At 67.1% G+C, this 26,145-nt stretch carries 23 protein-coding genes, 1 tRNA gene and 1 pseudogene (1 of these 25 cut by a window edge); 18 read left to right on the forward strand and 7 right to left on the reverse strand.

All coding sequences use genetic code 11. The features are described 5' to 3' along the window. Positions 1–113 precede the first annotated feature (113 nt). The 7 genes from AC1DYK_RS17270 (at position 114) to AC1DYK_RS17300 (ending at position 8,467) form a co-directional block, all read left to right on the forward strand. Positions 114–2,498, forward strand: a complete 2,385-nt coding sequence (locus AC1DYK_RS17270; protein ID WP_478167440.1) for a DNA translocase FtsK — start codon at positions 114–116, stop codon at positions 2,496–2,498. 168 nt (positions 2,499–2,666) lie between these two features. Further along, positions 2,667–3,299, forward strand: coding sequence for an outer membrane lipoprotein periplasmic chaperone LolA (gene lolA / locus AC1DYK_RS17275; protein ID WP_478094163.1), 633 nt, complete (start codon positions 2,667–2,669; stop codon positions 3,297–3,299). 12 nt (positions 3,300–3,311) lie between these two features. After that, entirely contained in the window at positions 3,312–4,604 is a 1,293-nt protein-coding gene (locus AC1DYK_RS17280; RefSeq protein WP_478094161.1) for a replication-associated recombination protein A, read from the forward strand. Between the two features lie 239 nt (positions 4,605–4,843). Beyond that, complete coding sequence (locus tag AC1DYK_RS17285) at positions 4,844–5,773, forward strand: branched-chain amino acid ABC transporter permease (RefSeq protein ID WP_478167441.1); 930 nt, start codon at positions 4,844–4,846, stop codon at positions 5,771–5,773. A 10-nt stretch (positions 5,774–5,783) separates the two neighbouring features. Continuing rightward, entirely contained in the window at positions 5,784–6,965 is a 1,182-nt protein-coding gene (locus tag AC1DYK_RS17290) for a branched-chain amino acid ABC transporter permease (RefSeq protein ID WP_478167442.1), read from the forward strand. Positions 6,966–6,979: 14 nt separating this feature from the next. Continuing rightward, a complete protein-coding gene (locus tag AC1DYK_RS17295) occupies positions 6,980–7,750 on the forward strand; it encodes an ABC transporter ATP-binding protein (protein ID WP_478158549.1) in 771 nt (256 codons plus the stop codon). After that, positions 7,751–8,467 carry an ABC transporter ATP-binding protein gene (locus AC1DYK_RS17300; RefSeq protein WP_478095081.1) on the forward strand — a complete coding sequence of 239 codons (717 nt, stop codon included), beginning with the start codon at positions 7,751–7,753 and terminating at the stop codon, positions 8,465–8,467. It abuts the gene before it with no gap. Between the two features lie 135 nt (positions 8,468–8,602). Here the strand turns inward: AC1DYK_RS17300 and AC1DYK_RS17305 are convergent, their stop codons facing one another. Then, positions 8,603–9,574: a Bug family tripartite tricarboxylate transporter substrate binding protein gene (locus tag AC1DYK_RS17305; protein ID WP_478158559.1), complete on the reverse strand. Its 972-nt coding sequence runs from the start codon at positions 9,572–9,574 to the stop codon at positions 8,603–8,605. A 19-nt stretch (positions 9,575–9,593) separates the two neighbouring features. Next, on the reverse strand, positions 9,594–10,658 hold the full coding sequence (locus tag AC1DYK_RS17310) for a CDP-6-deoxy-delta-3,4-glucoseen reductase (RefSeq protein WP_478167443.1): 1,065 nt from the start codon (positions 10,656–10,658) through the stop codon (positions 9,594–9,596). 39 nt (positions 10,659–10,697) lie between these two features. On the opposite strand from AC1DYK_RS17310, the gene AC1DYK_RS17315 reads away from it, so the two are divergent. Both AC1DYK_RS17315 and AC1DYK_RS17320 read left to right on the forward strand, forming a co-directional pair. Further along, entirely contained in the window at positions 10,698–11,630 is a 933-nt protein-coding gene (locus tag AC1DYK_RS17315; protein ID WP_478167444.1) for an NAD-dependent epimerase/dehydratase family protein, read from the forward strand. A 47-nt stretch (positions 11,631–11,677) separates the two neighbouring features. Beyond that, positions 11,678–12,934: a cation:proton antiporter gene (locus AC1DYK_RS17320; RefSeq protein WP_478167445.1), complete on the forward strand. Its 1,257-nt coding sequence runs from the start codon at positions 11,678–11,680 to the stop codon at positions 12,932–12,934. A gap of 103 nt (positions 12,935–13,037) precedes the next feature. Here the strand turns inward: AC1DYK_RS17320 and AC1DYK_RS17325 are convergent, their stop codons facing one another. Beyond that, positions 13,038–13,496 carry an Lrp/AsnC family transcriptional regulator gene (locus tag AC1DYK_RS17325; RefSeq protein ID WP_478167446.1) on the reverse strand — a complete coding sequence of 153 codons (459 nt, stop codon included), beginning with the start codon at positions 13,494–13,496 and terminating at the stop codon, positions 13,038–13,040. 137 nt (positions 13,497–13,633) lie between these two features. Here AC1DYK_RS17325 and metC point away from each other — a divergent pair, with 137 nt between their 5' ends. Further along, on the forward strand, positions 13,634–14,851 hold the full coding sequence (metC, locus tag AC1DYK_RS17330) for a cystathionine beta-lyase (protein ID WP_478167531.1): 1,218 nt from the start codon (positions 13,634–13,636) through the stop codon (positions 14,849–14,851). A 101-nt stretch (positions 14,852–14,952) separates the two neighbouring features. Here the strand turns inward: metC and AC1DYK_RS17335 are convergent. Then, positions 14,953–15,037 (reverse strand) — tRNA-Leu (locus tag AC1DYK_RS17335). A gap of 40 nt (positions 15,038–15,077) precedes the next feature. Here AC1DYK_RS17335 and cysM point away from each other — a divergent pair. Genes cysM through AC1DYK_RS17355 form a run of 4 tightly spaced genes read left to right on the forward strand, consistent with a single transcriptional unit; the run spans position 15,078 to position 17,930 of the window. Beyond that, the gene (gene cysM, locus AC1DYK_RS17340) at positions 15,078–15,980 is read left to right on the forward strand and encodes a cysteine synthase CysM (protein WP_478167447.1); all 903 of its coding nucleotides are present in this window, start codon (positions 15,078–15,080) and stop codon (positions 15,978–15,980) included. 43 nt (positions 15,981–16,023) lie between these two features. After that, a complete protein-coding gene (locus tag AC1DYK_RS17345; protein ID WP_442285750.1) occupies positions 16,024–16,554 on the forward strand; it encodes an NUDIX domain-containing protein in 531 nt (176 codons plus the stop codon). Positions 16,555–16,580: 26 nt separating this feature from the next. Next, positions 16,581–16,808, forward strand: coding sequence for a sulfurtransferase TusA family protein (locus AC1DYK_RS17350; protein ID WP_442285749.1), 228 nt, complete (start codon positions 16,581–16,583; stop codon positions 16,806–16,808). A 12-nt stretch (positions 16,809–16,820) separates the two neighbouring features. Further along, positions 16,821–17,930: an SGNH/GDSL hydrolase family protein gene (locus tag AC1DYK_RS17355; protein WP_478167448.1), complete on the forward strand. Its 1,110-nt coding sequence runs from the start codon at positions 16,821–16,823 to the stop codon at positions 17,928–17,930. Here AC1DYK_RS17355 and galU read toward each other — a convergent pair. The 3 genes from galU to AC1DYK_RS17370 form a co-directional block, all read right to left on the reverse strand. Next, positions 17,911–18,801, reverse strand: a complete 891-nt coding sequence (gene galU, locus AC1DYK_RS17360) for a UTP--glucose-1-phosphate uridylyltransferase GalU (protein ID WP_478167449.1) — start codon at positions 18,799–18,801, stop codon at positions 17,911–17,913. The genes AC1DYK_RS17355 and galU overlap by 20 nt on opposite strands. A gap of 91 nt (positions 18,802–18,892) precedes the next feature. Next, a complete protein-coding gene (locus AC1DYK_RS17365; protein WP_478167450.1) occupies positions 18,893–21,763 on the reverse strand; it encodes a valine--tRNA ligase in 2,871 nt (956 codons plus the stop codon). A gap of 88 nt (positions 21,764–21,851) precedes the next feature. Further along, the gene (locus AC1DYK_RS17370) at positions 21,852–22,829 is read right to left on the reverse strand and encodes an MBL fold metallo-hydrolase (protein ID WP_478167451.1); all 978 of its coding nucleotides are present in this window, start codon (positions 22,827–22,829) and stop codon (positions 21,852–21,854) included. An 88-nt stretch (positions 22,830–22,917) separates the two neighbouring features. On the opposite strand from AC1DYK_RS17370, the gene yaaA reads away from it, so the two are divergent. The 4 genes and pseudogenes from yaaA to queF form a co-directional block, all read left to right on the forward strand. Further along, complete coding sequence (yaaA, locus tag AC1DYK_RS17375; protein WP_478091691.1) at positions 22,918–23,727, forward strand: peroxide stress protein YaaA; 810 nt, start codon at positions 22,918–22,920, stop codon at positions 23,725–23,727. Further along, positions 23,724–24,569: a 2OG-Fe(II) oxygenase gene (locus tag AC1DYK_RS17380; protein ID WP_478167452.1), complete on the forward strand. Its 846-nt coding sequence runs from the start codon at positions 23,724–23,726 to the stop codon at positions 24,567–24,569. Before yaaA ends, AC1DYK_RS17380 begins: the two co-directional genes overlap by 4 nt. A 10-nt stretch (positions 24,570–24,579) precedes the next feature. After that, a pseudogene (locus tag AC1DYK_RS17385) lies at positions 24,580–25,474 on the forward strand (alpha/beta fold hydrolase). Further along, positions 25,471–26,145, forward strand: partial view of an NADPH-dependent 7-cyano-7-deazaguanine reductase QueF gene (queF, locus tag AC1DYK_RS17390; protein WP_478167453.1) — the 5' portion only. Its footprint extends 183 nt past the window's final position; only the first 675 of its 858 coding nucleotides appear in the window; the start codon lies at positions 25,471–25,473; the stop codon falls past the right edge of the window. Before AC1DYK_RS17385 ends, queF begins: the two are co-directional and overlap by 4 nt.

Consider the following 26,145-nt stretch of genomic DNA (forward strand, 5'->3'; position numbering starts at 1 on the left):
GCGCCGCAGCGCGCCGGCCACCACGTCGCCGGCCCTGACAACGCGGCCGCGGGCGTTTTCGTTGTAGTTTTTCCGAGCCTGCCCGCCATCGCGGGCTGGACGGCGTGCCTTTCATGACTTATTCGCTCAATACCCTTCAAAATGCCTCGGCCGGCGAGGCGCAGCCGGTGCGGCTGCGCGCGATGCGTTTCGCGCACGAGATCACCCTGATCGCGGGTTTCGTGGTGCTCTTGTTCTGGCTGCTCGCGATGCTGAGCTTCACGCCCTCGGACGCCGCCTGGTCGACGTCGGGCACCGGTGGCGAGGTCAAGAACTGGGGCGGCCGCATCGGCGCCTGGCTGGCCGACGCGAGCTACTTCCTGGCCGGCTACTCGGTCTGGTGGTGCCTGGCGGCCGGGCTGCGCGTCTGGCTGTCCTCCCTGGCCGGCTGGATGCGTGGCGGCGAGGAAGCCCCGGGCGAGCAGCCGCCGCGCGGCCCCTTCAACCGCAGCCGTCTCGCCTTCTGGTTCGGCCTGATCCTGCTGCTTTGCGCGAGCGCGATGCTCGAATGGTCGCGCCTCTACCGGCTCGAGTTCCGCCTGCCGGGGCACGGCGGCGGCGTGCTCGGCTACCTGGTCGGGCCGGCGAGCGTCAAGTGGATGGGCTTCACCGGCTCGGCGCTGATCGCGATCGCCGCTGGCGTGATCGGCTCGGCGCTGGTGTTTCGCTTCTCCTGGGGCCAGATCGCCGAGCGCATCGGAACGCGCCTGTATTCGCTGTTCGAGTCGCGGCGCGAAAAGCGCGAGATCGCCCAGGACATCGCGATGGGCAAGCAGGCGGTGCGCGAGCGCGAAGAGCTGTCCGCCGTCGACCCGGGTCTCGAGCCCGAGGCGCCCGACGAGGAACTGCGCATCATTCCGCGGCTCAAGCGCCGCGCGCCCTCGCCGCCGGTGCAGATCGAGCCGGCGCTGGCCGAAGTGCCCAAGAGCGACCGGGTGGCCAAGGAGCGCCAGAAGCCGCTGTTCCGCGAGCTGCCCGACAGCAAGCTGCCGCAAGTCGATCTGCTCGACGCCGCGCAGGCACGCCAGGAAACCGTCTCGCCCGACACGCTCGAGATGACCTCGCGCATGATCGAGAAGAAGCTCAAGGACTTCGGCGTCGAGGTGCGCGTGGTGCTGGCCTCGCCGGGCCCGGTGATCACCCGCTACGAGATCGAGCCGGCCACCGGCGTCAAGGGCTCGCAGATCGTCGGCCTCGCGAAGGACCTGGCGCGCTCGCTCTCCCTGGTGTCGATCCGCGTGGTCGAGACCATTCCCGGCAAGAACTTCATGGCGCTCGAGTTGCCGAACGCGAAGCGGCAGTCGATCAGGCTCAGCGAAATCCTGGGCTCGCAGGTCTACAACGAGGGCAAGTCGATGCTCACGATGGGCCTGGGCAAGGACATCATCGGCAATCCGGTGGTGGCCGACCTCGCCAAGATGCCGCACGTGCTGGTGGCCGGAACCACCGGTTCGGGCAAGTCGGTCGGCATCAACGCGATGATCCTGAGCCTGTTGTACAAGGCCGAGGCGCGCGATGTGCGCCTGCTGATGATCGACCCGAAGATGCTCGAGATGTCGGTCTACGAAGGCATTCCGCACCTGCTGGCGCCGGTCGTGACCGACATGCGGCAGGCGGCCCACGGCCTCAACTGGTGCGTGGCCGAGATGGAGCGCCGCTACAAGCTCATGAGCAAGCTGGGGGTGCGCAACCTGGCCGGCTACAACGTCAAGATCGACGAGGCGAAGGCGCGCGAGGAGTTCATCTACAACCCCTTCAGCCTGACACCCGACAGCCCCGAGCCGCTCGCGCGCGAACCGCACATCGTGGTCGTGATCGACGAGCTGGCCGACCTGATGATGGTGGTCGGCAAGAAGATCGAGGAACTGATCGCCCGGCTGGCGCAGAAGGCGCGCGCAGCCGGCATCCACCTGATCCTGGCGACGCAGCGGCCCAGCGTGGACGTGATCACCGGCCTGATCAAGGCCAATATCCCGACCCGCATCGCCTTCCAGGTGTCGAGCAAGATCGACTCGCGCACCATCCTCGACCAGATGGGCGCCGAGGCGTTGCTGGGCATGGGCGACATGCTCTACATGCCGAGCGGCACCGGCCTGCCGGTGCGCGTGCACGGTGCCTTCGTGAGCGATGAGGAAGTCCACCGCGTCGTGGCCTACCTGAAGTCGCAGGGTGAACCGGACTACATCGAGGGCGTGCTCGAAGGCGGCACGGTCGACGGCGACGGCGATGTGCTGGGAGAGGGCGGCAGCGACGGCGGCGAGAAGGACCCGATGTACGACCAGGCGGTCGAAGTCGTGCTCAAGCACCGCAAGGCCAGCATCTCGCTGGTGCAGCGCCATTTGAAGATCGGCTACAACCGCGCCGCCCGGCTGGTCGAGGACATGGAGAACGCCGGCCTGGTGAGCGCGATGAGCGGCAGCGGCCAGCGCGAGATCCTGGTGCCCGCAAGGACGGAATAAGCTCGCCCCCAGGTTGCCCGCACTGCGTGTCGGGCGCCCACCCCCTACCGGGGGCAACACCAGCGGCCTGGCAAAGCCAGTTCCGCGGTGTTTCACCCACGGGCCTGGCTTCGCCGGCCGGGCCCCTGACCGGCCCGGTTTTGTCGGCCTTGAAGGAACTGAATGTTGATGAAGAAATTGATTGCAGGCGCCTTGCTGGCGGCGGTGGCGGGCGGTACCTGGGCCGGTGGCATGGAAAGCCTCGAGGCTTTCGTGAAGACGGTCAAGTCCGGCCGCGCGGAATTCACGCAGACCGTGACGGCGCCGCCCAAGGAGGGCCAGGAATCGCGCCCCAAGGTCTCGACCGGCAGCTTCGAGTTCCAGCGGCCGGGCAAATTCAGGTTCGACTACAAGAAGCCCTTTGTCCAGAGCATCGTCGCCGACGGCGACACGCTGTGGCTCTATGACGCCGACCTGAACCAGGTCACGCAGCGCAAGCAGGCGCAGGCGCTCGGGTCCACGCCCGCCGCCCTGATCGCCGCCGCGCCCGACCTGCGCGCGCTGCAGGCCGATTTCGCGCTCGAGGCCGCCCCCGAGCGCGACGGGCTGCAATGGGTCAAGGCGACGCCGAAGAGCAAGGACGGCCAGCTGCAGAGCGTGCAGATCGGCTTCCAGGGCGACGCGCTGTCCGCGCTCGAGATCCTGGACAGCTTCGGTCAGCGCTCGGCGCTGAAGTTCGGCAAGGTCGAGGTCAATCCGCCGCTGCCGGCCGGGACCTTCCAGTTCAAGGTGCCGAGCGGCGCCGACGTGATCCGCCAGTAGTGCCGGCCGCGGATGGCCACCTCCACCCACCAACCTCTCGCTGAACGACTTCGCCCGCGCACCCTGGGCGAGGTGATCGGCCAGCAGCACCTGCTGGGCCCAGGCATGCCGTTGCGCATCGCCTTCGAATCCGGCCAGCCGCATTCGTGCATCCTCTGGGGCCCGCCCGGCACCGGAAAGACGACCATCGCGCGACTGATGGCCGATGCCTTCGATGCCCAGTTCCTGAGCATCAGCGCGGTGCTCGGCGGCGTGAAGGACATCCGCGACGCGGTCGAACGCGCCACCTCGGCACGCGACGGACTCGAGCAGCGCCGAACCATCGTCTTCGTCGACGAGGTGCACCGCTTCAACAAGAGCCAGCAGGATGCCTTCCTGCCGCACGTGGAGTCGGGCCTGTTCACCTTCATCGGCGCGACCACCGAGAACCCGTCCTTCGAGGTCAATTCGGCGCTGCTGTCGCGGGCCGCGGTGTATGTGCTGCAGCCGCTGGGCGAGGCCGATCTCAAGAAGATCGTGGAGCGGGCGCAGGGCATCCAGGCGGTGCCGGCGATCGACGCCGAGGCCGTCGATCGCCTGGTGGCCTATGCCGATGGCGACGCCAGGCGCCTGCTCAATACGCTCGAGACGCTGGCGGTGGCGGCCCGCGCCGAGAAGCTCGACACCCTCACGGACGAATGGCTGCTGCGGGTGCTCGGCGAGCGGCTGCGGCGCTACGACAAGGGCGGCGAGCAGTTCTACGACACCATCTCCGCCCTGCACAAGTCGGTGCGCGGCAGCGATCCGGATGCGGCGCTCTACTGGTTCGTCCGAATGCTCGACGGCGGCGCCGATCCGCGCTACATGGCGCGCCGGCTGGTGCGCATGGCGAGCGAGGACATCGGCCTGGCCGATCCGCGTGCGCTGCGCCTGGCGCTCGATGCCGCCGAGGTCTATGAGCGGCTCGGGACACCCGAAGGCGAGCTGGCGCTGGCCCAATGCGTGGTCTATCTCGCGGTGGCGCCGAAGTCCAACGCGGTCTACAAGGCCTACAACGAGGTCAAGGCCTTCATCCAGTCGGACGGCACGCGGCCGGTCCCGATGCACCTGCGCAATGCGCCGACCAAGCTCATGAAGCAGCTCGACTACGGCAAGGGCTACCGCTACGCGCACGACGAGGAGGGCGGTTTCGCGGCCGGCGAGAGCTACCTGCCCGAGGGCGTCGATCCGCCTGCGTTCTACCGTCCGGTGGAGCGCGGCCTCGAAATCCGCATTGCGGAAAAACTTCGCGAATTGCGAAAACGCAACCAGGACGCCAGCCGCTGATACGCAGCTGCAGCCGCATCGGTACTCCCTTGCACGGCCCACCTGCTTGGCGATCCGCCAGCGGGAAAACCCCGTCGAATACGCGCTGGAACGGCGATCTGGCGTCACTACAATCCCGCCACAAACCCGCCGTCGTCACATGTTGGCGGGTTTTTTGCTAAGGGAGCCCCAGCGCTTGATCAGTGCGCAGGGCCGGCCGGGCGCCTCTCGAGGGCGTCGATATAAAAAGGGAATTTCGTATGGACATCTTGCTGCAGCAGATCATCAACGGTCTGGTTCTCGGCAGCATGTACGCCTTGATAGCCTTGGGCTACACCATGGTGTACGGCATCATCAATCTCATCAATTTCGCGCACGGGGAAGTGCTGATGGTCGGGGCACTGACCAGCTGGAGCATCATCGGACTCATGCAGGAGTCGATGCCCGGCACGCCGGGCTGGCTGATCCTGCTGATCGCCCTGCTGATCGCCTGCGTGGTCGCCGCCACGCTCAACTTCGTGATCGAGAAGGTGGCCTACCGGCCGCTGCGCAACAGCCCCAAGCTGGCGCCGCTGATCACGGCGATCGGCATGTCGATCCTGCTGCAGACGCTGGCGATGATCATCTGGAAGCCGACCAACAAGGCGTATCCGAACCTGCTGTCGACCACCCCGATCCACATCGGCGACGCGGTGATCTCGCCGACCCAGGTGATGATCCTCAGCGTGACGGCGATCTGCCTCGCGATCCTCACCTGGCTGGTCAACTACACCAAGCTGGGCCGCGCGATGCGCGCCACCGCCGAGAACCCGCGGGTCGCCGCGCTGATGGGCATCCGCCCTGACATGGTGATCTCGGCCACGTTCATCATCGGCGCCGTGCTGGCGGCGGTGGCCGGCGTGATGTATGCCTCCAACTACGGCATCGCGCAGCATGCGATGGGCTTCATTCCCGGCCTCAAGGCCTTCACGGCGGCGGTGTTCGGCGGCATCGGCAATCTTGCCGGGGCGGTGGTCGGCGGCATCCTGCTGGGGCTGATCGAGGCCATCGGCTCGGGCTACATCGGCGCGCTCACGGGCGATGTGCTGGGCAGCCACTACAGCGACATCTTCGCCTTCATCGTGCTGATCATCATGCTCACGCTGCGGCCCTCCGGCCTGCTCGGCGAGCGCGTGGCGGACCGGGCCTGAGGAGGACGCCATGAAGAACAGCAAGAACCTCTTCCTGTACGTGGTCGGCGCGGTGCTGGTGCTCGCGCTGCCGCTGTTGCTGCAGACCCAGGGCAATGCCTGGGTGCGGATCGCCGACATCGCGCTGCTCTACGTGATGCTGGCGCTCGGCCTCAACATCGTGGTGGGCTATGCCGGCCTGCTCGACCTGGGCTACGTGGCCTTCTTCGCCATCGGCGCCTACCTGTTCGCGCTGCTGGGATCGCCGCACCTCACCGACACCTTCCCGGCCATCAAGGCGATGTTCCCGAACGGGCTGCACGTGTCGCTGGTGGTGGTGGTGCCGCTGGCGCTGCTCGTGGCCGGCCTGTTCGGCGCGCTGCTGGGCGCGCCGACGCTCAAGCTGCGCGGCGACTATCTCGCGATCGTGACGCTCGGCTTCGGCGAGATCATCCGCGTGTTCCTGAACAACCTGGACCATCCGGTCAACATCACCAACGGTCCCAAGGGCATCACGGCGATCGATCCGGTGCACTTCTGGGGCCTCAACCTGGGCAAGGCGCTCAAGTTCGACGGCTTCACGATCTCGTCGGTCACGCTGTACTACTACCTGTTCCTGATGTTCGTGATCTTCACCATCATCATTTCGCACCGACTGCAGCTCTCGCGCATCGGCCGGGCCTGGATGGCGATCCGCGAGGACGAGATCGCCGCCAAGGCGATGGGCATCAACACCCGCAACATGAAGCTGCTGGCCTTCGCCATGGGTGCCAGCTTCGGCGGTGTGTCCGGCGCGATGTTCGCGTCGTTCCAGGGTTTCGTGTCGCCCGAGTCCTTCAGCCTGATGGAGTCGGTGATGATCGTCTCGATGGTGGTGCTGGGCGGCATCGGGCACCTGCCGGGCGTGATCCTGGGGGCGATCCTGCTGTCCGCGCTGCCCGAGGTGTTGCGCTACGTCGCCGCTCCGCTGCAGTCGATGACCGGCGGCCGGCTCGACGCCTCGATCCTGCGCCAGCTCTTCATCGCGCTGGCGATGATCATCATCATGCTGGTCCGTCCGCGCGGCCTCTGGCCGTCGCCGGAGCATGGCAAGTCGCTGGCACGCAGGGGCGTGCCGCCGGCCTCGGGCATGCCGGCGGCAGCGCCCGGCATCGAGACGCCGGCCGATGAAGTGCCCGGCGCCGCCTCGCGCCCGATGTCGATCAATCCGTGAGTCAGGGGCGCAACATGACTGAAACCATCCTCGACGTCCGCGGCATTTCCAAGCGCTTCGGCGGCCTGCAGGCCCTCTCCGATGTCGGCATCAAGATCCTGCGCGGCCAGGTCTACGGGCTGATCGGCCCCAACGGCGCCGGCAAGACCACCTTCTTCAACGTCATCACCGGGCTCTACTCGCCCGACAGCGGCAGCTTCGAACTGGCCGGCAAGCCCTATCAGCCGACCGCGGTCCACGAAGTCGCCAAGGCGGGCATCGCGCGCACCTTCCAGAACATCCGCCTCTTCGCCGAAATGACTGCGCTCGAGAACGTGATGGTCGGGCGGCACGTGCGCACGCACTCGGGCGTCTTCGGCGCGATCTTCCGCCCCCCGGGGTTCAAGGCCGAGGAGGCCGCGATCGCCGAGCGCGCGCACGAGCTGCTCGAGTACGTCGGCATCGGCAAGTTCGCCGACTACAAGGCTCGCACGCTGTCGTACGGCGACCAGCGGCGGCTGGAGATCGCCCGCGCGCTTGCGACCGATCCGCAGCTGATCGCGCTCGACGAGCCGGCCGCCGGCATGAATGCGACCGAGAAGGTGATGCTGCGCGAGCTGATCGACCGCATCCGCAAGGACAACCGCACCATCTTGCTGATCGAGCACGACGTGAAGCTGGTGATGGGCCTGTGCGATCGCGTGACCGTGCTCGACTACGGCAAGCAGATCGCCGAGGGCACGCCGGCGGACGTGCAGAGAAATGAAAAAGTGATCGAGGCCTACCTCGGCACGGGAGGGCACTAGATGGCACAGACTCTACTTAAAGTGAGCGGCGTGAAGGTCGCGTACGGCGGCATCCAGGCCGTCAAGGGCATCGACTTCGAGGTCCGCGAGGGCGAGCTGGTGTCGCTGATCGGCTCCAACGGCGCGGGCAAGACGACCACGATGAAGGCCATCACGGGAACGCTGCCTTTCCTCGGCGGCGAGATCGAGTTTCTCGGCAAGAGCATCAAGGGGCGCGGCGCCTGGGACCTGGTCGGCGAAGGCCTGGTGATGGTTCCCGAGGGCCGCGGCGTGTTCACCCGCATGACGATCACCGAGAACCTGCAGATCGGCGCCTATATCCGCAAGGACAAGGCCGAGATCGCGAAGGACATCGACCGCGTCTTCGCGACCTTCCCGCGCCTGAAGGAGCGGGCCACGCAACTGGCCGGCACGATGTCGGGCGGCGAGCAGCAGATGCTCGCGATGGGCCGCGCGCTGATGGCGCGCCCCAAGGTGCTGCTGCTGGACGAGCCGTCGATGGGCCTGTCGCCGATCATGGTCGACAAGATCTTCGAGGTCGTGAAGCAGGTCTACGACCAGGGCGTCACCGTGCTGCTGGTCGAGCAGAACGCCAGCCGCGCGCTGCAGCTGGCCGATCGCGGCTACGTGATGGAGTCGGGCCTGATCACCATGAGCGGCGACGCCAAGATCATGCTCAGCGACCCCAAGGTACGCGCTGCGTACCTTGGGGAATAGTTGCTCGCCCCCAGGTTGCCCGGCACTTCGTGTCCGGGCGCCCACCCCCTACCGGGGGCAACACCGGTGGCCCGGCAAAGCCGGTTCCACGGTGTTTCACCAACGGGCCTGGCTGCGCCGGCCGCGGGCGGCTGATCAGTCGACCTTTGCGCCGGTGGCCTTGACGACCTTTTCGTACTTGGCCAGTTCGCTCTTCATGAAGGCGCCGAACTGATCGGGCGTGCTGGCCACCGGTTCGGCCAGCAGTGATGCGAAGCGGGTCTTGGTCTCCGGCGATTCGAGTGCGGCGACGAAGGCGTGGTTGAGCTTGGCGACCACCTCGGGCGGCGTGCCGGCCGGTGCCACCAGACCCCACCAGGTGTCGATCGAGAAGCCCTTCAGCGTGGCGGCCACCGTCGGTACCTCCGGCAGCGCGCTGCTGCGCTGCGCGGTCGTGACCGCGATCGCCTTCAGCTTGCCGGAGCGGATGTTCGGCGCTGCGGTCGCCAGGTTGTCGAAGTTGAAGTCGACCTGACCCGACAGCAGCGCAAGCTGCGCCGGGTTGCCGCCGTTGTAGGGAATGTGCACCGCGAAGATGCCCGCTTCCTTCTTGAACAATTCGCCCGCCAGGTGGCCGGCGCTGCCGTTGCCGCCGCTGCCGTAGTTGAGCTTGGCCGGATTGGCCTTGGCGTAGGCGATCAGGTCGGCCAGCGTGTTGATCTTCAGGCGCTGCGCGGTCTCGGCATTCATGACCAGCACGTTGGGCACCCGCACCATCTGCGTCACCGGCGCGAAGTCGGTGGCGGCGTTGAAGGGCATCCTGGCGTAGAGCCAGGGATTGACCGCGTTGGTGGCGGTGGCCGCGATGCCGATCGTCAGGCCGTCGGGAGCGGCCTTGGCCACCGCGTCGGCACCGATGTTGCCGCCGGCGCCGGGCTTGTTGTCGATGATGACGGTGCCCAGCGAGTCCTTGACGCGCTCGGCCAGCACCCGCGCCGTGACGTCGATCGGCCCTCCCGCGGCATAGGGCACGATCAGCCGGATCGGCCGCTGTTGGGCGCTCGCCTGGCCGGTGGCCAGCAGGGTGGCGGCCGACAGGAGGGTCAGCAGGAAGTGTCTGGCTTTCATGGATTCCATCGCGTGTGTCTCAGGGCAGGGCCTTGTCGGCCTCGGTGGTGAATGCGTCGGCATAGAACTCGTCTTCCGGCAGGCCGCGCTGCGCGACATAGTCGTGCTTCGCGGCATCGACCACCACCGGCGCGCCGCAGGCATAGACCTGGTAGCCCGACAGGTCGTCGAAGTCCTCCAGGACTGCGCAGTGCACGAATCCGGTTCGGCCGCGCCAGTCGTCCTCGGGCACCGCGTTGGAGACCACGGGCACGTAGCGCAGGTTGGGCATCTGCTGCAGTTGCGTGCGCACCCAGTCGTCCATGTACAGATCCTCCGGCCGCCGGCCGCCCCAGTACAGGGTCGCCGGACGTTCGATGCCCTTGAATTTCATGTGCTCCAGCAGCGCCTTGATCGGCGCGAAGCCGGTGCCCGACGCCAGCAGCACCAGCGGTTTGTCGGAATCCTCGCGCAGGAAGAAGCTGCCGTAGGGGCCCTCGATGCGCAGGATTTCCTTTTCCTTCATGTCGCCGAAGACGTGGTCGGTGAACTTGCCGCCCGGCAGGTGCCGGATGTGCAGCTCGAGCCCGGTGCCTGCCTGCTGCAGCGTGTGCGGCGCATTGGCCATCGAGTAGCTGCGCCGTGTGCCGTCGCGCAGGATGAACTCCACGTACTGTCCGGCATGGAACTGCAGTGGCTCCCCGGCGGGCAGCTGCAGGCGCAGCAGGACCACGTCGTGCGACTGTTTCGAGAGCGCCAGCACCCGCACCGGCATCTTGCGGATCGGGAAGGCGCCGGCCTCGCTGACCTGGCGCGATTCGAGCACCACGTCGCTTTCCGCCCGTGCGCAGCAGGTCAGCACGTAGCCGGCCAGCTGTTCCTCGGCGCTCAGCGCCTTGCTCTGGTGCGGGCCCAGGGTGACCTTGCCCGACAGCTTCTTGCACTTGCAGGAGCCGCAGGCGCCGTCCTTGCAGCCATAGGGAAGGCCAATGCCCTGGCGGATGCCGGCGGCGAGGATGGTCTCGTCGGCCAGGGCCGTGAAATGGCGCCCGCTGGGTTCGACCGTGATCTGAAAGCCCGCTTCGCTCGGCGCTGCGCTGGTCATGGGTATTCTTCGTTCTCTGCTCAAAAGGGAGAACGGATTTTGCCCTCAATCAACAGCCCCCTCGGTGCGAGGCCCTCGCGCTTCCGGCGCGAACGCGTGCTCGTGGTCGGTTGCGGCGACGTCGGGCTGCGGGCGGCCCGGCTGCTGCGGGGCCGCGTGCAGCTGATCGCGCTGACCTCTTCGCTCGCCCGGGTGCCCCTGCTGCGGCAGGCCGGCATCACGCCGATCGTCGCGGATCTGGACCGGCCGGCGTCGCTGCGGCGGCTTTCGGGCCTCGCTACCCGGGTGCTCCATCTGGCCCCGCCGGCCCGCGTGGAGGAGGGCGCACGATGGTGGCGCGATGCGCGCAGCCTGGCGCTGGCGCGTGCCTTGCGGCTGCGCTCGCTGCCCTCGGCCCTCGTCTACGGCTCGACCAGCGGAGTCTACGGCGATTGCGGCGGCGCCCTGATCGCAGAGACGCGTGCGGTGCGGCCCGATACGCCGCGCGCGCACCGCCGCGTCGATGCCGAGCGCACGGTGCGTTGGCTCGGACGTGCCGGCGTCGCCACGCGCATCCTGCGCATTCCCGGCATCTATGCGCCCGACCGCGAGGGTGGCACGCCGCGCGAGCGCTTGCGGCGGGGCACGCCGGTGCTGCGCGCCGAGGACGATGTCTATACCAACCACATCCACGCCGACGACCTGGCCCGCGCCTGCGTGGCGGCGCTGTGGCGCGGCGGCTCGCAGCGCGTGTTCCACGCCAGCGACGACAGCGAGATCAAGATGGGCGACTACATCGAGCTCGCGGCCAGGCTGTACGGCCTGCCGCTGCCGCCGCGCATCGCGCGCCACGAGGCGCAGGCGCAACTGCCTTTGTCGCTCCTGAGCTTCATGGGCGAATCGCGGCGGCTCGACAACACGCGATTGAAGCGCGAGCTGCGCGTGCGGCTGCGCTATCCGACGGTGGCCGCGGGGCTGCTGTCGGGCGGCTGAAATATCCGGCAGCCGTTGCGCGAAACGCGGGCCGGCAAAATCGGCGCATGCCAGTTACCCAGCTCTCCGTCTATTTCTTCCTGCAGGTCGCGCTCATCATCGCGGTCTGTCAACTCGTCGGCCGCCTGGCGCGCCGGATTGGACAGCCCCAGGTCGTGGGCGAGATGATCGCCGGCGTGATGCTCGGCCCTTCGCTGTTCGGACTTTTCCTGCCCGAGTTGCAGCGCGCCCTGTTTCCCAAGGAGACCCTGGGCATGCTCTACGTCGGGGGCCAGCTCGGGGTGGGCTTGTACATGTTCCTGGTCGGCACCGAGTTCCGCGCCGACCATTTCAAGAGCCGTTTTCGAAGCGCCGCCTCGGTGTCCGCAGCCGGCATCCTGGTGCCGTTCGTGCTCGCCTTTGCGCTGACGCCATGGCTGCACGAGATTCCGGGCCTGTTCTCGGCCCGCGCCAAGCCGCTGGAGGCGGCGCTGTTCCTCGGGGCGGCCATCGCCATCACCGCCTTTCCGATGCTGGCGCGCATCATCCACGAGCGGGGTCTCGCAGGCACCTCGCTCGGCACACTGGCATTGACGGCGGGCGCGGTCGACGATGCGGCCGCCTGGTGCATCCTGGCGGTCGTGCTGGCGAGCTTCGGCGGCTCGTGGGGCGGTGCCTATGCCGCGATCGGTGGCGGGGTGGGCTACGCGCTCTTCATGGTGTTCATCGGTTCCCGGCTGCTCAAGCGGCTGGCGCGGCACGTCCGACCGGACGCGCCCCTGAGCAGCTCGCTGCTGGCGGTCGTGCTGGTGCTGTTCTGCCTGAGCGCCTTCGCGATGGATGCGATCGGCATCCATGCGGTCTTCGGCGGCTTCCTGCTCGGCGCGGTGCTGCCGCGCGGCGCCCTGACCGAGAAGCTGCGCGAGCAGCTCCAGCCCTTCGTCGTCATCTTCCTGCTGCCGATGTTCTTCACCTATTCGGGCCTCAACACCCGGCTGGCGGTGCTGTTCGAGCCCGGCATCCTGCTTGGCGCCATGGCCATCCTGGCAGCCTCGTTCTGCGGCAAGGGCATCGCCTGCTGGGCCGCGGCCCGGGTGGCCGGGGAAAACCAGCGCGATGCGCTCGCGATCGGCTCGCTGATGAATGCGCGCGGCCTGATGGAGCTCATCATCATCAACATCGGCCTGCAGGCCGGCGTGATCCTGCCGGGCCTGTTTTCGATCCTGGTGCTGATGGCGATCTTCACGACGCTGATGGCGACGCCGCTCTTCAACTGGGTGACGCGCGATCGCAGCGCGGGCGCGCGCATCGAGGCGCCGGCCTGATGCCTCCCGCCGCCAGGCCGGGTCACGCTCGATCCTGTGCTTGCTCCGGAGCTTGGCCGAAGGCGTGCGAACTCGGTCTGCTTCGGTGCGAACTGCGCTGAGCCTAGATGTAGTCCAGCGGCAGGGCGGTCGTGCACTTGATCTGCTCCATGGCGAAGCTGGATGAGACGCCTGAAAGCTCGATGGCTCCCACCAGCCGCTTGTACACCGCGTCATAGCCGCTGACGTCGGGCACCACGACGCGCAACAGGTAGTCGATGTCGCCGCTCATGCGGTAGAACTCCACGATCTCCGGGATGCCGGCCACGACCTTGCAGAGCTTCTGCATCCATCGGTCATCGTGCTGCGTGGTGCGAATGGAGACGAAAACGGTCACCCCGACATTGAGCTTCTGTGGGGAAAGCAAGGTGACCTTGCGCAGGATGTAGCCCTCCCGTTCGAGCCGTTGCACGCGCCGCCAGCATGGCGTGGTGGAGAGGTGCACCGCCTCGCTGAGCTGCTGCAGGGAGATGGTGGCATCCCGCTGCAGGTGTTCCAGAATCTGCTTGTCAATGCGATCCATGGGAAAATCATTCTCATAATCTAACGTTTAGTAGTTTGATCCTTCTCCAGGGATCCCGATTTCTTGGAAAAATTGTATGCTTTTTTCGGGTCGTCTTTTCTAAACTGGATAGCAACTCAACGCTTCCTTGCTGGCCCATGCCTCACGCGCTTCAACCGTCCACCCTTCTGGCCCACACGGCCCGCCGGCCCTCCTTGCACTACGGCATGGTCAATACGCCGGTCTATCGGGGCTCGACCATCGTCTCTTCGACCTTGCAGGAATGGGAGAGCCGCAAGACACCGGAGAACGCCTACGCTTCCTACGGCCGTTTCGGCACGCCGACCACGGCGGCGCTCGAAGAACTGGTCGCGCACGCAGAAGGAGGCTACCGCTCCATCGTGCTGCCGTCGGGGCTGGCCGCGTGCACCCACGCCATCCTGGCGCTGGTGCGCACCGGCGACCACGTGCTGGTATGCGACAGTGTCTACGGGCCCACGCGCGCCTTTGCCGAGAAGGTGCTGAGCCGCTTCGGCATCACCGCCGAGTTCTACGATCCCCTGATCGGTGCGGGCATCGCCGACCTGCTGCGCCCCAACACGCGAGTCGTGTTTGTCGAGGCGCCCGGTTCTGGCACCTTCGAGATGCAGGACGTACCCGCCATCGCTGCCCAGGCGCACAAGGTCGGGGCCTATGTGGTCATGGACAACACCTGGGCAACGCCGCTGTTCTTCAAGCCCTTCGGGCATGGCGTGGACGTGTCCGTGCAGGCCGGCACCAAGTACATGGTGGGCCATTCGGATGCGATCCTGGGTGTGGCCACTGCGAACGAGCGCGCCTGGCCCCTGCTGCAAAGGGGGGTGCAGGACTTCGGCCAGACCATCGGGCCGGATGACATCTTCCTGGCGCTGCGCGGCTTTCGCACCTTGGCCCTGCGCATGCAGCAACACGGGGCCACGGGCCTGCGGCTGGCACAATTTCTGGCCCAGCATCCGCTGGTGGAGCAGGTCATGCACCCGGCCTTGCCGAGCGACCCGGGCCATGCCTTGTGGAAGCGCGATTTCACCGGCGCCAGCGGCCTGTTCTCCATTGCGCTGCGTCCCATGGATCGCACTGCCCTGGCTGCCTTCTTTGACGCTTTGCAGCTGTTCGGTATCGGTCTGTCGTGGGGGGGCTATGAAAGCCTGGCGCTTCCGATGGATCGCCCCCGCCGGAATGCCCGTCCCTGGCATTTGCAGGGGCCACTGGTCCGCATCCATGCCGGGCTCGAAGACGTTGACGACTTGACCGCCGACTTGACCCAGGCTCTGGCGGCCGCGACGACAGCGATCTCCGCCCAGCCGGCCGCCGTGGTGCACCTTGAGCCGGCCTGCTGAGTATGGTGCGCGTCCTGCATGTGCATGGCGGGCCCGTCGCTGCCTGGCTTGCCGCCTCGGGTTGAGGGCATCACGCGGAGCACTGCTTCGCTGGAAAGCGATGGTGCCCGGGGCCGGAATCGAACCGGCACGCCTTGCGGCGGGGGATTTTGAGTCCCCTGCGTCTACCAATTTCACCACCCGGGCACGGGAGGAAGGAAGCCCAAAATTATGGCACAGTGGGCCCATGCAATATCCGACGATTGAAGACGCGATTGGGAAGACGCCGCTGGTCGCGCTGCAGCGCATCGATGCGGCAGCCAACGCGCAGCGCGGCAATGTGATCCTTGGCAAGCTCGAAGGCAACAATCCCGCCGGTTCGGTCAAGGACCGGCCCGCCCTGTCGATGATCAAGCGCGCCGAGGAGCGCGGCGAGATCAAGCCCGGCGACACCCTGATCGAAGCGACCTCCGGCAACACCGGCATCGCCCTCGCGATGGCCGCGGCCATCAAGGGCTACCGCATGGTGCTGATCATGCCGGAGGACCTGTCGGTCGAGCGGGCCCAGACCATGAAGGCCTTCGGCGCCGAATTGATGCTGACTCCGAAGAGCGGCGGCATGGAGTACGCGCGCGACCTGGCCGAGCAGATGGTGCAGCAAGGCAAGGGGCGGGTGCTCGACCAGTTCGCCAATCCGGACAATCCACGCATCCACTACGAGACCACCGGCCCCGAGATCTGGGCCGACACGGGCGGACGCATCACTCACTTCGTGAGCGCGATGGGCACCACCGGCACCATCACCGGCGTCTCGCAGTTCCTGAAGGAAAAGAATCCGGCGGTGCGCATCATCGGTGCGCAGCCCGACGAAGGTTCGCGCATCCCGGGCATCCGCAAGTGGCCGCAGGAATACCTGCCCAAGATCTACGACCCGAGCCGGGTCGACCAGGTGGTCAACGTGAGCCAGGACAACGCCGAGGAGATGTGCCGCCGGCTGGCCCGCGAGGAGGGCATCTTCGGCGGCATCTCGGCCGCCGGCGCGCTGTGGGTGGCCCTCGAGATCGCCAGGACGGTCGAGAACGCGACCATCGTCTTCGTCGTGTGCGACCGCGGCGACCGCTACCTGTCGACCGGCGTCTTTCCGGCGTGATATGCGCGCTGCGCGATCGCGCGGCGAAAACCTGAGAAGAAACATGCCCGAACCCAAGTTCTGTCCCGACTGCGCCACGCCGCTGGCCCACATCGAACTCGCCGAGGATGGAGGCCCGAAGTCGCGCTTGCGTTGTCCGGCATGCGGCTGGACGCACTGGAACAACCCGACGCCGGTGCTGGCCGCCATCATCGAGTACCGCGGGCAGGTGCTGCTGGCACGCAATGCCGCCTGGCCGCACAAGATGTATGCGCTGATCACCGGGTTCATGGAGGCCGGCGAGACGCCGCAAGAGGGCATCGCGCGCGAGATCAAGGAAGAGACCAACCTCGACGCGAGCGAGCTGAATCTGGTCGGGGCCTATGACTTCAAGCGCATGAACCAGGTCATCATCGCCTATCACGCGGTCGCCGATGGCGAGGTCCGGCTCTCGCCCGAGCTGGTGGACTATCGTCTCTACGACCTGCCCGCGCTCAGGTGCTGGCCCGCAGGTACCGGCTACGCGCTCGCCGACTGGCTGCGTACGCGGGGGCATGAGCCCGAATTCATCGAGTGGCCGAGGCCAGCCTCCTAAAATCGTCGCAGTTTCAAGGAACGGCCATGCACATCCACAAAGAGCTCGACACCCGCGGCCTCAATTGCCCCTTGCCCATCCTGAAGGCCAAGAAGTCGCTCAACGAAATGCACAGCGGCGAGTTGCTGCAGGTGGTGTCCACGGATCCGGGTTCGGTGCGCGATTTCCAGGCGTTCGCCCGCCAGACGGGCAACGACCTGGTCGACCAGCAGACGGTCGGCAGCGATTTCATCCACGTGCTGCGCCGCCGCTGAAGCGCAGTCGCCATGAAGCCGGGATTTCGCATCGCCGTCGTGGCGGTTGCGTTGGTGGGACTGGCCGCCGCGTGGGCCTTGATGGAGTGGAGCGATGGAGTGGCTTTGAACGTCGACAGCACCACCGCATCTGCTGGCACCGTCTCCCTCGCGGTCCTCGGCGATTCCAACAGCCACGCCTACCAAGATCGCGTTGGCTTTCCTGCCTCTTCCCCCGACCGAGGCGGTGAGTTGCGCCCGAGCACTTTCCAGTGGACCGAGGTGCTGGGGCGATTGCGCATGCAGGAGCTGGACCAGGGGCCATGGGGTGTCTGGGGGCGGCACTCCACGGTGGCGAAGTTGCGCGAATGGCTGGGCCTGGAGCGTGGCCGGTGGCCGAGGAAGGAAGACTATCGCTACAACTTCGCGTACTCAGGTTCAGTCTGCGCCGATCTTCTGACTGGCCGCCAGCGACAGGCCAGGCGCCTGGTCGAGTTGATGGATCAGGAGCCGGAGCGCTGGAGGCACGGCGTGGTGGTGGTCCGGATGGGGCTCGGCGACTGGATCGGGCAGCTCGATCTCCAGGCGCGCGATCCGGCGGCGCCCGAGGTGCGTGCAACGGCGGCTTACTGTGCCGAGGAGTTCGGTCGGACCGTGGCGCTGATTCATGCGTCGCATCCGACGACGCGCATCCTGCTGGTCGGGCTCGTGAATGAGGCCGACGATCCGGCCTATGCCGACCGATGGCAGTCGGCGGCCGAAAGCGCGAACATCAACGCTGCGCTCGAAGGGTTCAACGCGGCGGTCCGCCGCCTGGCGGCCGACGCTCCGGGGGTCGCATATTTCGACGACCTCGAATGGTTCAAGGCGAACTGGGGAGCGCGCGACGACTCAGGAAAACCCGCCTACAAGACAGTTGCGATCGGGCCGAGTCTGCGCGTGACCAACACGTCGGGAAACGAAGCGCACCATGCCCTGCTCGCGGACGCCCACGCAGGCATCGTGTGGAATACCCTGTGGGCGCAGGCCCTGGTCGCACGTCTGAACGAGGCGTTCGACCTGAACCTGACCCCGATCAGCGATGCGGAGGTCGTCCGCTTCCTGGAGCCCCTGATCGGTTCGCCTAAAGTGCCAGGCTCTTGAGGTAGTCGCGGAACGCTCCGCCCACCTCGGGGTGCGCCAGGGCCAGTTCGACCGTTGCCTGCAGGAATCCTTCCTTGCTGCCGCAGTCGTAGCGCGTGCCCGCGTAGGCATAGGCGTACACCGATTCCTTCTTGAGCAGCGCGGCGATGCCGTCGGTCAGCTGGATCTCGCCGCCCGCGCCCTTCGGCTGGTTGCGGATCTCGGCGAACACGCCCGGCGTGAGGATGTAGCGGCCGGCGACGCCCAGGCGCGAAGGCGCATCCTCGGGCTTCGGCTTCTCCACCATGCGACTGATCTTGACCAGACCGTTGTCGATCGTCTCGCCGGCGACGACGCCGTAGCGCCTGACGTGTTCCAGGGGCACTTCCTGCACGGCCAGCAGGGAGCCGCCCAGTTGGCCGAAGACCCGCGTCATTTGCGCCAGCACCGGCTCGCCGCCGGCCGGGCCGACCATCAGGTCATCGGCCAGCAGCACCGCGAAGGGTTCGTTGCCCACCAGGTGCTCGGCGCATAGCACGGCATGGCCCAGGCCCAGCATGCGCGGCTGGCGCACATAGGAGCAGGTCATGTCGTCGGGCATCACCGAGCGTGCGATGTTGAGCAATTCCGTCTTGCCGCTGGCCTCGAGCTGCGATTCGAGCTCGTAGGCGGTGTCGTAGTGATCCTCGATCGCACGCTTGTTGCGCCCGGTGACGAAGATCATGTCGCGGATGCCCGCGGCATAGGCTTCTTCGACCGCGTACTGGATCAGGGGTTTGTCCACCACGGGCAGCATTTCCTTGGGCTGCGCCTTGGTGGCCGGCAGGAATCGGGTGCCAAAGCCTGCTACGGGAAACACGGCCTTGCGAATGCGCGTCGAGGTGTGGGACATGGGCTTTCGTCAGATCAGAAGGAAGAAAGGGGATGGCCGGCGCCGCGAGGCGCCGACCCGAATACTAAAGGCCGTTGCAGCCACCCGTCTGTCAGCCGAGGCGCACAAGCTGGTCGCGCAGCCGATCGAGCGTGGCACTGAAGTCCGCGAGCCGTTTGCGCTCCTGCTCGATCACAGCGGGAGGCGCCTTGGCGACGAAGGCCTCGTTGCCGAGTTTGGCATTCACCTTGACGATTTCGCCTTCGATGCGCGCAAGCTCCTTGCCGATCCGGATCTTTTCCGCGGCCTTGTCGATTTCCATATGCAGGCAGATGCGCACGTCGCCGACCACTGCCACCGGTGCTGCCTCGGCCGCGGCCGACCAGGCCGCCGCGTCGTCGAACACCTTCACTTCCTTGAGCTTGGCCAAGGCCTGGAGTACCGGCGCCGCGTCGCGCAGGAAGACGCCGCTCGCGGCGTCGTCAGCGACCGCGTAGAGCGGCATGCGGGTGGCGGGCGAGACGTTCATTTCGCCGCGCAGCGTGCGGCAGGCGTCGACCAGCGACTTGAGCCGGGCCACGTGGGCCTCGGCCGCCTCGTCGATCTTCTCGGGCTGGCTCTTCGGGTAGGCGGCGATCATCACCGACTCGCCCTCGCGGCCGGCGACCGGCGCCACCTTCTGCCAGAGTTCCTCGGTGATGAAGGGGATCACCGGATGCGCCAGGCGCAGCAGGGTCTCCAGCGTGCGGATCAGCGTGCGGCGCGTGGCGCGCTTGTGCGCGTCGTCGCCCTGCTGGATCTGGACCTTGGCGATCTCCAGGTACCAGTCGCAGAACTCGTCCCAGGCGAACTGGTAGATCGCATTGGCGACGTTGTCGAGCCGGTACTCCTCGAAGCCCTTGGTCACCTCGGCCTCGACGCGCTGCAGCTTCGAGCTGATCCAGCGATCGGCCTGGCTGAACTTCAGGTAGCCGTGCGCCGGGCCGCCGACCGCGCATTCTTCCTTGGTGTGCTCCCTCAAGCCGCAGTCCTGGCCTTCGCAGTTCATCAGCACGAAGCGGGTGGCATTCCAGAGCTTGTTGCAGAAGTTGCGGTAGCCCTCGCAGCGCTTGGCGTCGAAGTTGATGCTGCGGCCCAGCGATGCCAGCGAGGCGAAGGTGAAGCGCAGGGCGTCGGCGCCGAAGGCCGGGATGCCGTCCGGGAATTCCTTCTGCGTGTTCTTGCGCACGGCCGGCGCCGTCTCGGGCTTGCGCAGGCCCTGCGTGCGCTTGTCGAGCAGCTCGGGCAGCGCGATGCCGTCGATCAGGTCGACCGGGTCGAGCACATTGCCTTCCGACTTGCTCATCTTCTTGCCGTGCGAATCGCGCACCAGGCCGTGGATGTAGACGTGCTTGAACGGCACGCGGCCGGTGAAGTGCTTGGTCATCATGATCATCCGGGCGACCCAGAAGAAGATGATGTCGTAGCCGGTGACCAGCACGCTCGAGGGCAGGTAGAGATCGAGGTCCTGGGTCTTCTCGGGCCAGCCCAGCGACGAGAAGGGGATCAGGGCCGACGAATACCAGGTGTCGAGCACGTCTTCGTCGCGCACCAGGGTCTTGCCGGGCGCCTGGGCCTGCGCTTCCTCTTCGCTGCGCGCCACGTAGACCTTGCCGTCGGCGTCGTACCAGGCCGGGATCTGGTGACCCCACCAGAGCTGGCGCGAGATGGTCCAGTCCTGGATGTTCTCCATCCAGTGGTTGTAGGTGTTGACCCAGTTCTCGGGCACGAAGCTCACCTCGCCCGAGCGCACCGCGTCGATCGCCTTCTGGGCGATCGACTGGCCGCTGGCATCGGGCTTGGTCATGGCGACGAACCACTGGTCGGTCAGCATCGGCTCGACGACGGCGCCGGTGCGGGCGCAGCGCGGCACCATCAGCTTGTGCTTCTTGGTTTCGACCAGGAGGCCCAGCGCCTCGAGATCGGCCACCACCGCCTTGCGCGCCACGAAGCGATCGAGCCCGCGGTACTTCTCGGGCGCGTTGTCGTTGATCGTGGCGTCCAGCGTCAGTACGCCGATGCGCGGCAGGTCGTGGCGCAGGCCCACGGCATAGTCGTTCGGGTCGTGCGCCGGCGTCACCTTGACCACGCCGGTGCCGAACTCGCGGTCGACGTAGTCGTCGGCAATCACCGGGATCAGCCGGTCGACCAGCGGCAGCTTCACGTGCTGGCCGATCAGGTGCTTGTAGCGCTCGTCCTCGGGGTGGACCATCACCGCGGTGTCGCCCAGCATGGTCTCGGGCCGCGTGGTCGCGACCGTGAGCGTGCCCGAGCCGTCTTCCAGCGGATAGGCGATGTGCCAGAGAAAGCCGTCCTCCTCCTCGCTCTCGACTTCGAGGTCGCTGACCGCGGTCTTGAGCACCGGGTCCCAGTTCACGAGCCGCTTGCCGCGGTAGATCAGCCCTTCTTCATACAGTTGCACGAAGGTCTGGGTCACGACCTTGGACAGGTTCTCGTCCATCGTGAAGTACTCGCGGCTCCAGTCCACCGTGTCGCCCATGCGGCGCATCTGGTTGGTGATGGTGTTGCCCGACTGCTGCTTCCATTCCCAGACCCGGGCCACGAAGTTCTTGCGTCCCAGGTCGTGGCGGCTGATCTTCTGCTCCTGCAGCTGGCGCTCGACGACGATCTGGGTCGCGATGCCTGCGTGGTCGGTGCCCGGCACCCACAGCGTGTTGTCGCCCGCCATGCGGTGATAGCGCGCCAGGCTGTCCATGATGGTCTGATTGAACGCATGGCCCATGTGCAGCGTGCCGGTGACGTTCGGCGGCGGCAGCTGGATCGCGAACGAGGCGGCGCCTTCCTTGGCCTGCTGCGTGCCGCGGAAACCGGCGGCCGCGTAGCCGCGCCGCTCCCATTCGGGCCCCCAGTGCGCCTCGATGGCAACGGGTTCGAAGGATTTGGAAAGGCTCTCGAGGCCGGGTTGGGGCAGGGTGTCGCTCATGGCGTTGCAAAGACGAGCGGCATCCCGCAGGATGCCGCTCGTGGGGTGAAGGTGGGGGGGATTTTATTCGACTGCGCGAGCGTCGTGCTTACTGGGGCGGCGCGTAGTTGACCGGCACCCAGACGTAGCCCGAGCCCTGGGCCCGCAGGCGGCCGATGCCGGGGAACGACAGGTGCGCCCCTGCCACCAGGTAGCCCTGCCGGGCGGCGTCCGCGTAGGCCTTGCGGCGCTGGATGGCGGCGGCCTTGGAGTCGGAGTCGAACTGGATCGTCACCGAGGGGTTCTCGAACTGCACCGCCGCCACGTGCATCAGATCGCCCCAGAACACGATCTTCTGGCCCTTGCTCTCGGCGACGAAGACGGTGTGTCCGGCGGTGTGGCCCCGGGCCGCCTGGGCCCGGACGCCGGGAACCAGCTCGGTGTTGCCGTCGAAGGGCTTGAACTTGCCGGCCGCGATGTACGGATTGAGCGACGCCATCGCGCCCTGGAAGAAGCCTTTGGCGTCGGCCGGCGCCTTGTCCATGTTGGCCTGGCTGAGCCAGAAGTCGGCATCGTGCTGGTCGGCGCGCACCGTCGCATTCGGGAACGCCGGCTTGTCTCCGGCCACCAGGCCGCCCACGTGGTCCGGGTGAAGGTGGGTGATGTAGACCTCGTCGACCTGCTCGGGCTGGTAGCCGGCCGCCTTCAGGTTCGCCACCAGCTTGCCCAGGGTCGGGCCGAAGAGGCTTGCGGCACCGGTGTCCACCAGCACCAGCTTGCTGCCGGTGTTGATCAGGTAGCCGTTGACCGAGGTGTCCAGCGGGCTTTCCAGATGGGAGCGGGCCAGGATCTTCTTCACCTGGGCAGGCGTCGTGCGGGTCAGCAACTGGTGCACCGGCAACGCGACCGTGCCGTCCGACAGCGCCGTGACCTGGAAGTCGCCGACCATCAGCCGGTAGAAACCGGGCGCCTGTTCCTTGGCCAGCGGTGCCGCGGCGAGGGCCGGGGTCGGGCTCCAGAATGAAGCGCCGGCACAGGCCGCGGCGAGCGCGAAGGCACCGGTTCGGAAGAGGGAAGCAGCCTTCATCGAGGGTCTCCAGACGAATGAGGTTGGGAATGCAGGCGCACTCTATACCGGGCCGCGGCCTTTCGCGCGGGCGGCCGATAATTCGGCGATGCTGTTCCTGCTTTCCCCCGCCAAATCGCTCGACTACGAGACACCGGTGCCCGATGCGGTGCCCGCCACGCAAGCCCGATTCGAAGGGCCGAGGAGTCCCGCGGCCGAACTCATCGGGATCCTGCGCGAGAAATCGCCGCAACAGATCGCCGAGCTCATGCACCTGTCGGACAAACTGTCGGCGCTCAACGTCGCACGTTACGCGGCGTGGGCCTCCAAGGGCAGCGCGAAGAATGCGAAGCAGGCTGCGCTGGCCTTCGACGGCGACGTCTACGGCGGCCTCGATGCCAGGTCCCTCAGCGAGAAACAGCTCGCCTGGGCGCAGGAGCACATCTGCATCCTGAGCGGGCTCTACGGCGTGCTGCGCCCGCTCGACCTGCTGCAGCCCTACCGGCTCGAGATGGGAACGCAGCTCGCCAACCGCCAGGGCAAGGACCTCTACGCGTTCTGGGGCCCGCGCATCGCGCCGCATCTCAACGAACGGCTGGCGGCCGACCGCACGCCGGTGGTCATCAACCTGGCTTCCCAGGAATACTTCAAGTCGGTCGACAAGGACGTTCTCAAGGCCCGCGTGGTCGAATGCGTGTTCGAGGAGTGGAAGGCAGGCAGCGGCGCCAAGGGCGATCCGGGACGCTACAAGATCATCAGCTTCTTCGCCAAGCGGGCCCGTGGCCTGATGGCGCGCTGGGCCGTGCTGCACAAGGCGGCCACGCCCGGAGCGCTGGAAAAATTCGACCTCGAGGGCTATGGCTTCGACGCCGTTGCTTCGAAGCCGGATCGGATGGTGTTCCGGAGGAAATCCCCATGAAATCGGGCCAGGCGGTCAGCCCCGAATTGCGCGAGTGGGTCGCGGCCCAGCTCGCGGCCGGTCATTCGGTGCCGAGCCTGCGCGCCTCGATGCGGGCTGCGGGGTGGCACGACGACGCAGCCGATGTCGCCCTGCAGGGCATCGAGATGCAAGCCGCGGGTGGCGGCGCAGTCGAGCCTCCGCCCACCCGCATGCCCGGCCCCGACCTGTCGGTCTCTCCGCTCTATGTCGACGCTGGCGATCGCCGCGTCCAGGTGCTCCAGACGATGCGGCTGCCCCGGGTGATCGTCTTCGGCGACCTGCTTTCCGACGATGAATGCGAGAGCCTGATCGCCGCCGCGCGCCAGCGCCTCGCGCGGTCGCTCACGGTCGAGACGCAGACCGGCGGCGAAGCCCTCAATGTCGATCGAACCAGCGACGGCATGTTCTTCGAACGGGGCGAGAACGCGATCGTCGCGCGGCTCGAGCTGCGCATCGCGGCGCTGCTGCGATGGCCGGTCGAGTTCGGCGAGGGCTTGCAGATCCTGCGCTATTCGCCGGGTGCCCAGTACCGCCCTCACTACGACTATTTCGACCCGGGCGAGCCCGGCACGCCAACCATCCTGCGGCGCGGCGGCCAGCGCGTGGCCACTCTCGTGATGTATTTGCACGAGCCCGAGCAGGGCGGCGCCACCACCTTCCCCGACGTCGGTCTCGAGGTCGCGCCCAAACGTGGCACCGGCGTCTTCTTCAGCTACGACCGGCCGGACCCGGCCACCCGCACCCTGCACGGCGGCTCGCCTGTGCTCGCCGGCGAGAAGTGGGTCGCGACCAAGTGGCTGCGCGAACGCGAATTCATCTGACACTCGAGCGATGAAGATCACAGCCAACGGCATCCAGATCGAAGTCGAAGACAGCGGTGGGGAAGGGCGGCCGGTGGCGCTGCTCGTCATGGGGCTCGGCATGCAGCTGATCGGCCTGGCCCGACGAGTTCGTGCAGGCGCTGGTCGACGCCGGCTACCGGGTCGTGCGCCACGACAACCGCGACATTGGGCTGAGCCAGGGCTTCGACGAGGCCGGCGCCGGCAACCTGCTCTGGCAGAGCGCGCGCCAGCGCATCGGCTTGCCGGTGCGTTCGGCGTACAGCCTGCAGGACATGGCCGATGACTCGCTCGGCGTGCTCGACGCGCTCGGCATCGCGCGCGCCCACGTGGTCGGCGCGTCGATGGGCGGAATGATCGCCCAGAGGCTGGCGGCCAGCGCGCCGCAGCGCACCGCCAGCCTGGTGAGCATCATGAGCTCGAGCGGCGCCCGCAAGTTGCCGGGCCCGCGTCCCGACGTCGCCGCGGCCTTGATGCGGCGTCCGGCGAGCCGCACCGAGGCGGCGCTGGTGGCGCACAGCCTGGGCATGCTGCGCCTGATCCAGAGCCCCGCCTATCCGCAGGACGACCAGGTCGTGGCCGAACGGATCCGGCGCGCCCTGCACCGCGCCTACCGACCGGCCGGCGTGGTGAGGCAGATGCTCGCGATCGTCGCCGACAGCGGTCGTGCCGAGCTGCTGCCGCGCATCGCCAGTCCGGCACTGGTGCTGCATGGCGAAGCCGATCCGCTGGTGCCGATCGCCTGTGGCCGGGACTCGGCACAACGCATTCCGGGCGCGCGCTTCGTCGCGGTTCCTGGCATGGGCCACGACCTGCCACCCCCGGTGAACGAGATCCTCATGCAGCACATCCTCCCTTTTCTTGAGAACGCAAAGAGCCGCCCATGAGCCTAGACAACACCCCGGAGCAGTCGCAATTGGGCCGCGTGTCGGCCTATGTCGACCAGTACGACGCCAGCCTGCTGTTCCCGATCGCGCGCGCCACGCAGCGCGAAGCCATGGGGATCGCGAGCGACAAACTGCCCTTCTTCGGCGCCGATCTCTGGACCGCGTTCGAATTGAGCTGGCTCAATGCGCGCGGCAAGCCGCAACTGGCGATCGCCCATTTCACGATTCCCTGCGAGACGCCCAACATCATCGAGAGCAAGTCCTTCAAGCTCTATCTGAACAGCTTCAACAGCACCGTATTCGCGAATGCGCAGGCGGTCCGGGAGCGCCTGCGCACCGACTTGGGCGAGGCCGTATGGCGCGGCAGCGGCCGCTCGGCCGGTATCGGCGTGAAGCTGCTGGCACCCGATGCCTTCGACCAGGAGCCTGTGCATGAGCTCGACGGCCTCGATCTGGACCGCCTCGACATCGAATGCGCGCAGTACCAGCCGGCGCCCGAGCTGCTGACCAGCGACCTGACGCAGCCGCCCGTGACCGAGACGCTCACCAGCCGGCTGCTCAAGAGCAATTGCCTGGTGACCGGCCAGCCCGACTGGGGGAGCGTGCAGATCCGCTACAACGGCCGCCCGATCGACCAGGCGGGCCTGCTCGCCTATATAGTGAGCTTTCGC

It is taken from the genome of Variovorax sp. P2_H12, assembly GCF_056403395.1.

Bases quoted from the DNA above. Each gene is read 5' to 3' on its own strand.
- AC1DYK_RS17270 (WP_478167440.1), top strand. From the start codon at position 114: ATGACTTATTCGCTCAATACCCTTCAAAATGCCTCGGCCGGCGAGGCG.
- lolA (WP_478094163.1), top strand. From the start codon at position 2,667: ATGAAGAAATTGATTGCAGGCGCCTTGCTGGCGGCGGTGGCGGGCGGT.
- AC1DYK_RS17280 (WP_478094161.1), top strand. From the start codon at position 3,312: ATGGCCACCTCCACCCACCAACCTCTCGCTGAACGACTTCGCCCGCGC.
- AC1DYK_RS17285 (WP_478167441.1), top strand. From the start codon at position 4,844: ATGGACATCTTGCTGCAGCAGATCATCAACGGTCTGGTTCTCGGCAGC.
- AC1DYK_RS17290 (WP_478167442.1), top strand. From the start codon at position 5,784: ATGAAGAACAGCAAGAACCTCTTCCTGTACGTGGTCGGCGCGGTGCTG.
- AC1DYK_RS17295 (WP_478158549.1), top strand. From the start codon at position 6,980: ATGACTGAAACCATCCTCGACGTCCGCGGCATTTCCAAGCGCTTCGGC.
- AC1DYK_RS17300 (WP_478095081.1), top strand. From the start codon at position 7,751: ATGGCACAGACTCTACTTAAAGTGAGCGGCGTGAAGGTCGCGTACGGC.
- AC1DYK_RS17305 (WP_478158559.1), bottom strand. From the start codon at position 9,574: ATGAAAGCCAGACACTTCCTGCTGACCCTCCTGTCGGCCGCCACCCTG.
- AC1DYK_RS17310 (WP_478167443.1), bottom strand. From the start codon at position 10,658: ATGACCAGCGCAGCGCCGAGCGAAGCGGGCTTTCAGATCACGGTCGAA.
- AC1DYK_RS17320 (WP_478167445.1), top strand. From the start codon at position 11,678: ATGCCAGTTACCCAGCTCTCCGTCTATTTCTTCCTGCAGGTCGCGCTC.
- AC1DYK_RS17325 (WP_478167446.1), bottom strand. From the start codon at position 13,496: ATGGATCGCATTGACAAGCAGATTCTGGAACACCTGCAGCGGGATGCC.
- metC (WP_478167531.1), top strand. From the start codon at position 13,634: ATGCCTCACGCGCTTCAACCGTCCACCCTTCTGGCCCACACGGCCCGC.
- cysM (WP_478167447.1), top strand. From the start codon at position 15,078: ATGCAATATCCGACGATTGAAGACGCGATTGGGAAGACGCCGCTGGTC.
- AC1DYK_RS17345 (WP_442285750.1), top strand. From the start codon at position 16,024: ATGCCCGAACCCAAGTTCTGTCCCGACTGCGCCACGCCGCTGGCCCAC.
- AC1DYK_RS17350 (WP_442285749.1), top strand. From the start codon at position 16,581: ATGCACATCCACAAAGAGCTCGACACCCGCGGCCTCAATTGCCCCTTG.
- AC1DYK_RS17355 (WP_478167448.1), top strand. From the start codon at position 16,821: ATGAAGCCGGGATTTCGCATCGCCGTCGTGGCGGTTGCGTTGGTGGGA.
- galU (WP_478167449.1), bottom strand. From the start codon at position 18,801: ATGTCCCACACCTCGACGCGCATTCGCAAGGCCGTGTTTCCCGTAGCA.
- AC1DYK_RS17365 (WP_478167450.1), bottom strand. From the start codon at position 21,763: ATGAGCGACACCCTGCCCCAACCCGGCCTCGAGAGCCTTTCCAAATCC.
- AC1DYK_RS17370 (WP_478167451.1), bottom strand. From the start codon at position 22,829: ATGAAGGCTGCTTCCCTCTTCCGAACCGGTGCCTTCGCGCTCGCCGCG.
- yaaA (WP_478091691.1), top strand. From the start codon at position 22,918: ATGCTGTTCCTGCTTTCCCCCGCCAAATCGCTCGACTACGAGACACCG.
- AC1DYK_RS17380 (WP_478167452.1), top strand. From the start codon at position 23,724: ATGAAATCGGGCCAGGCGGTCAGCCCCGAATTGCGCGAGTGGGTCGCG.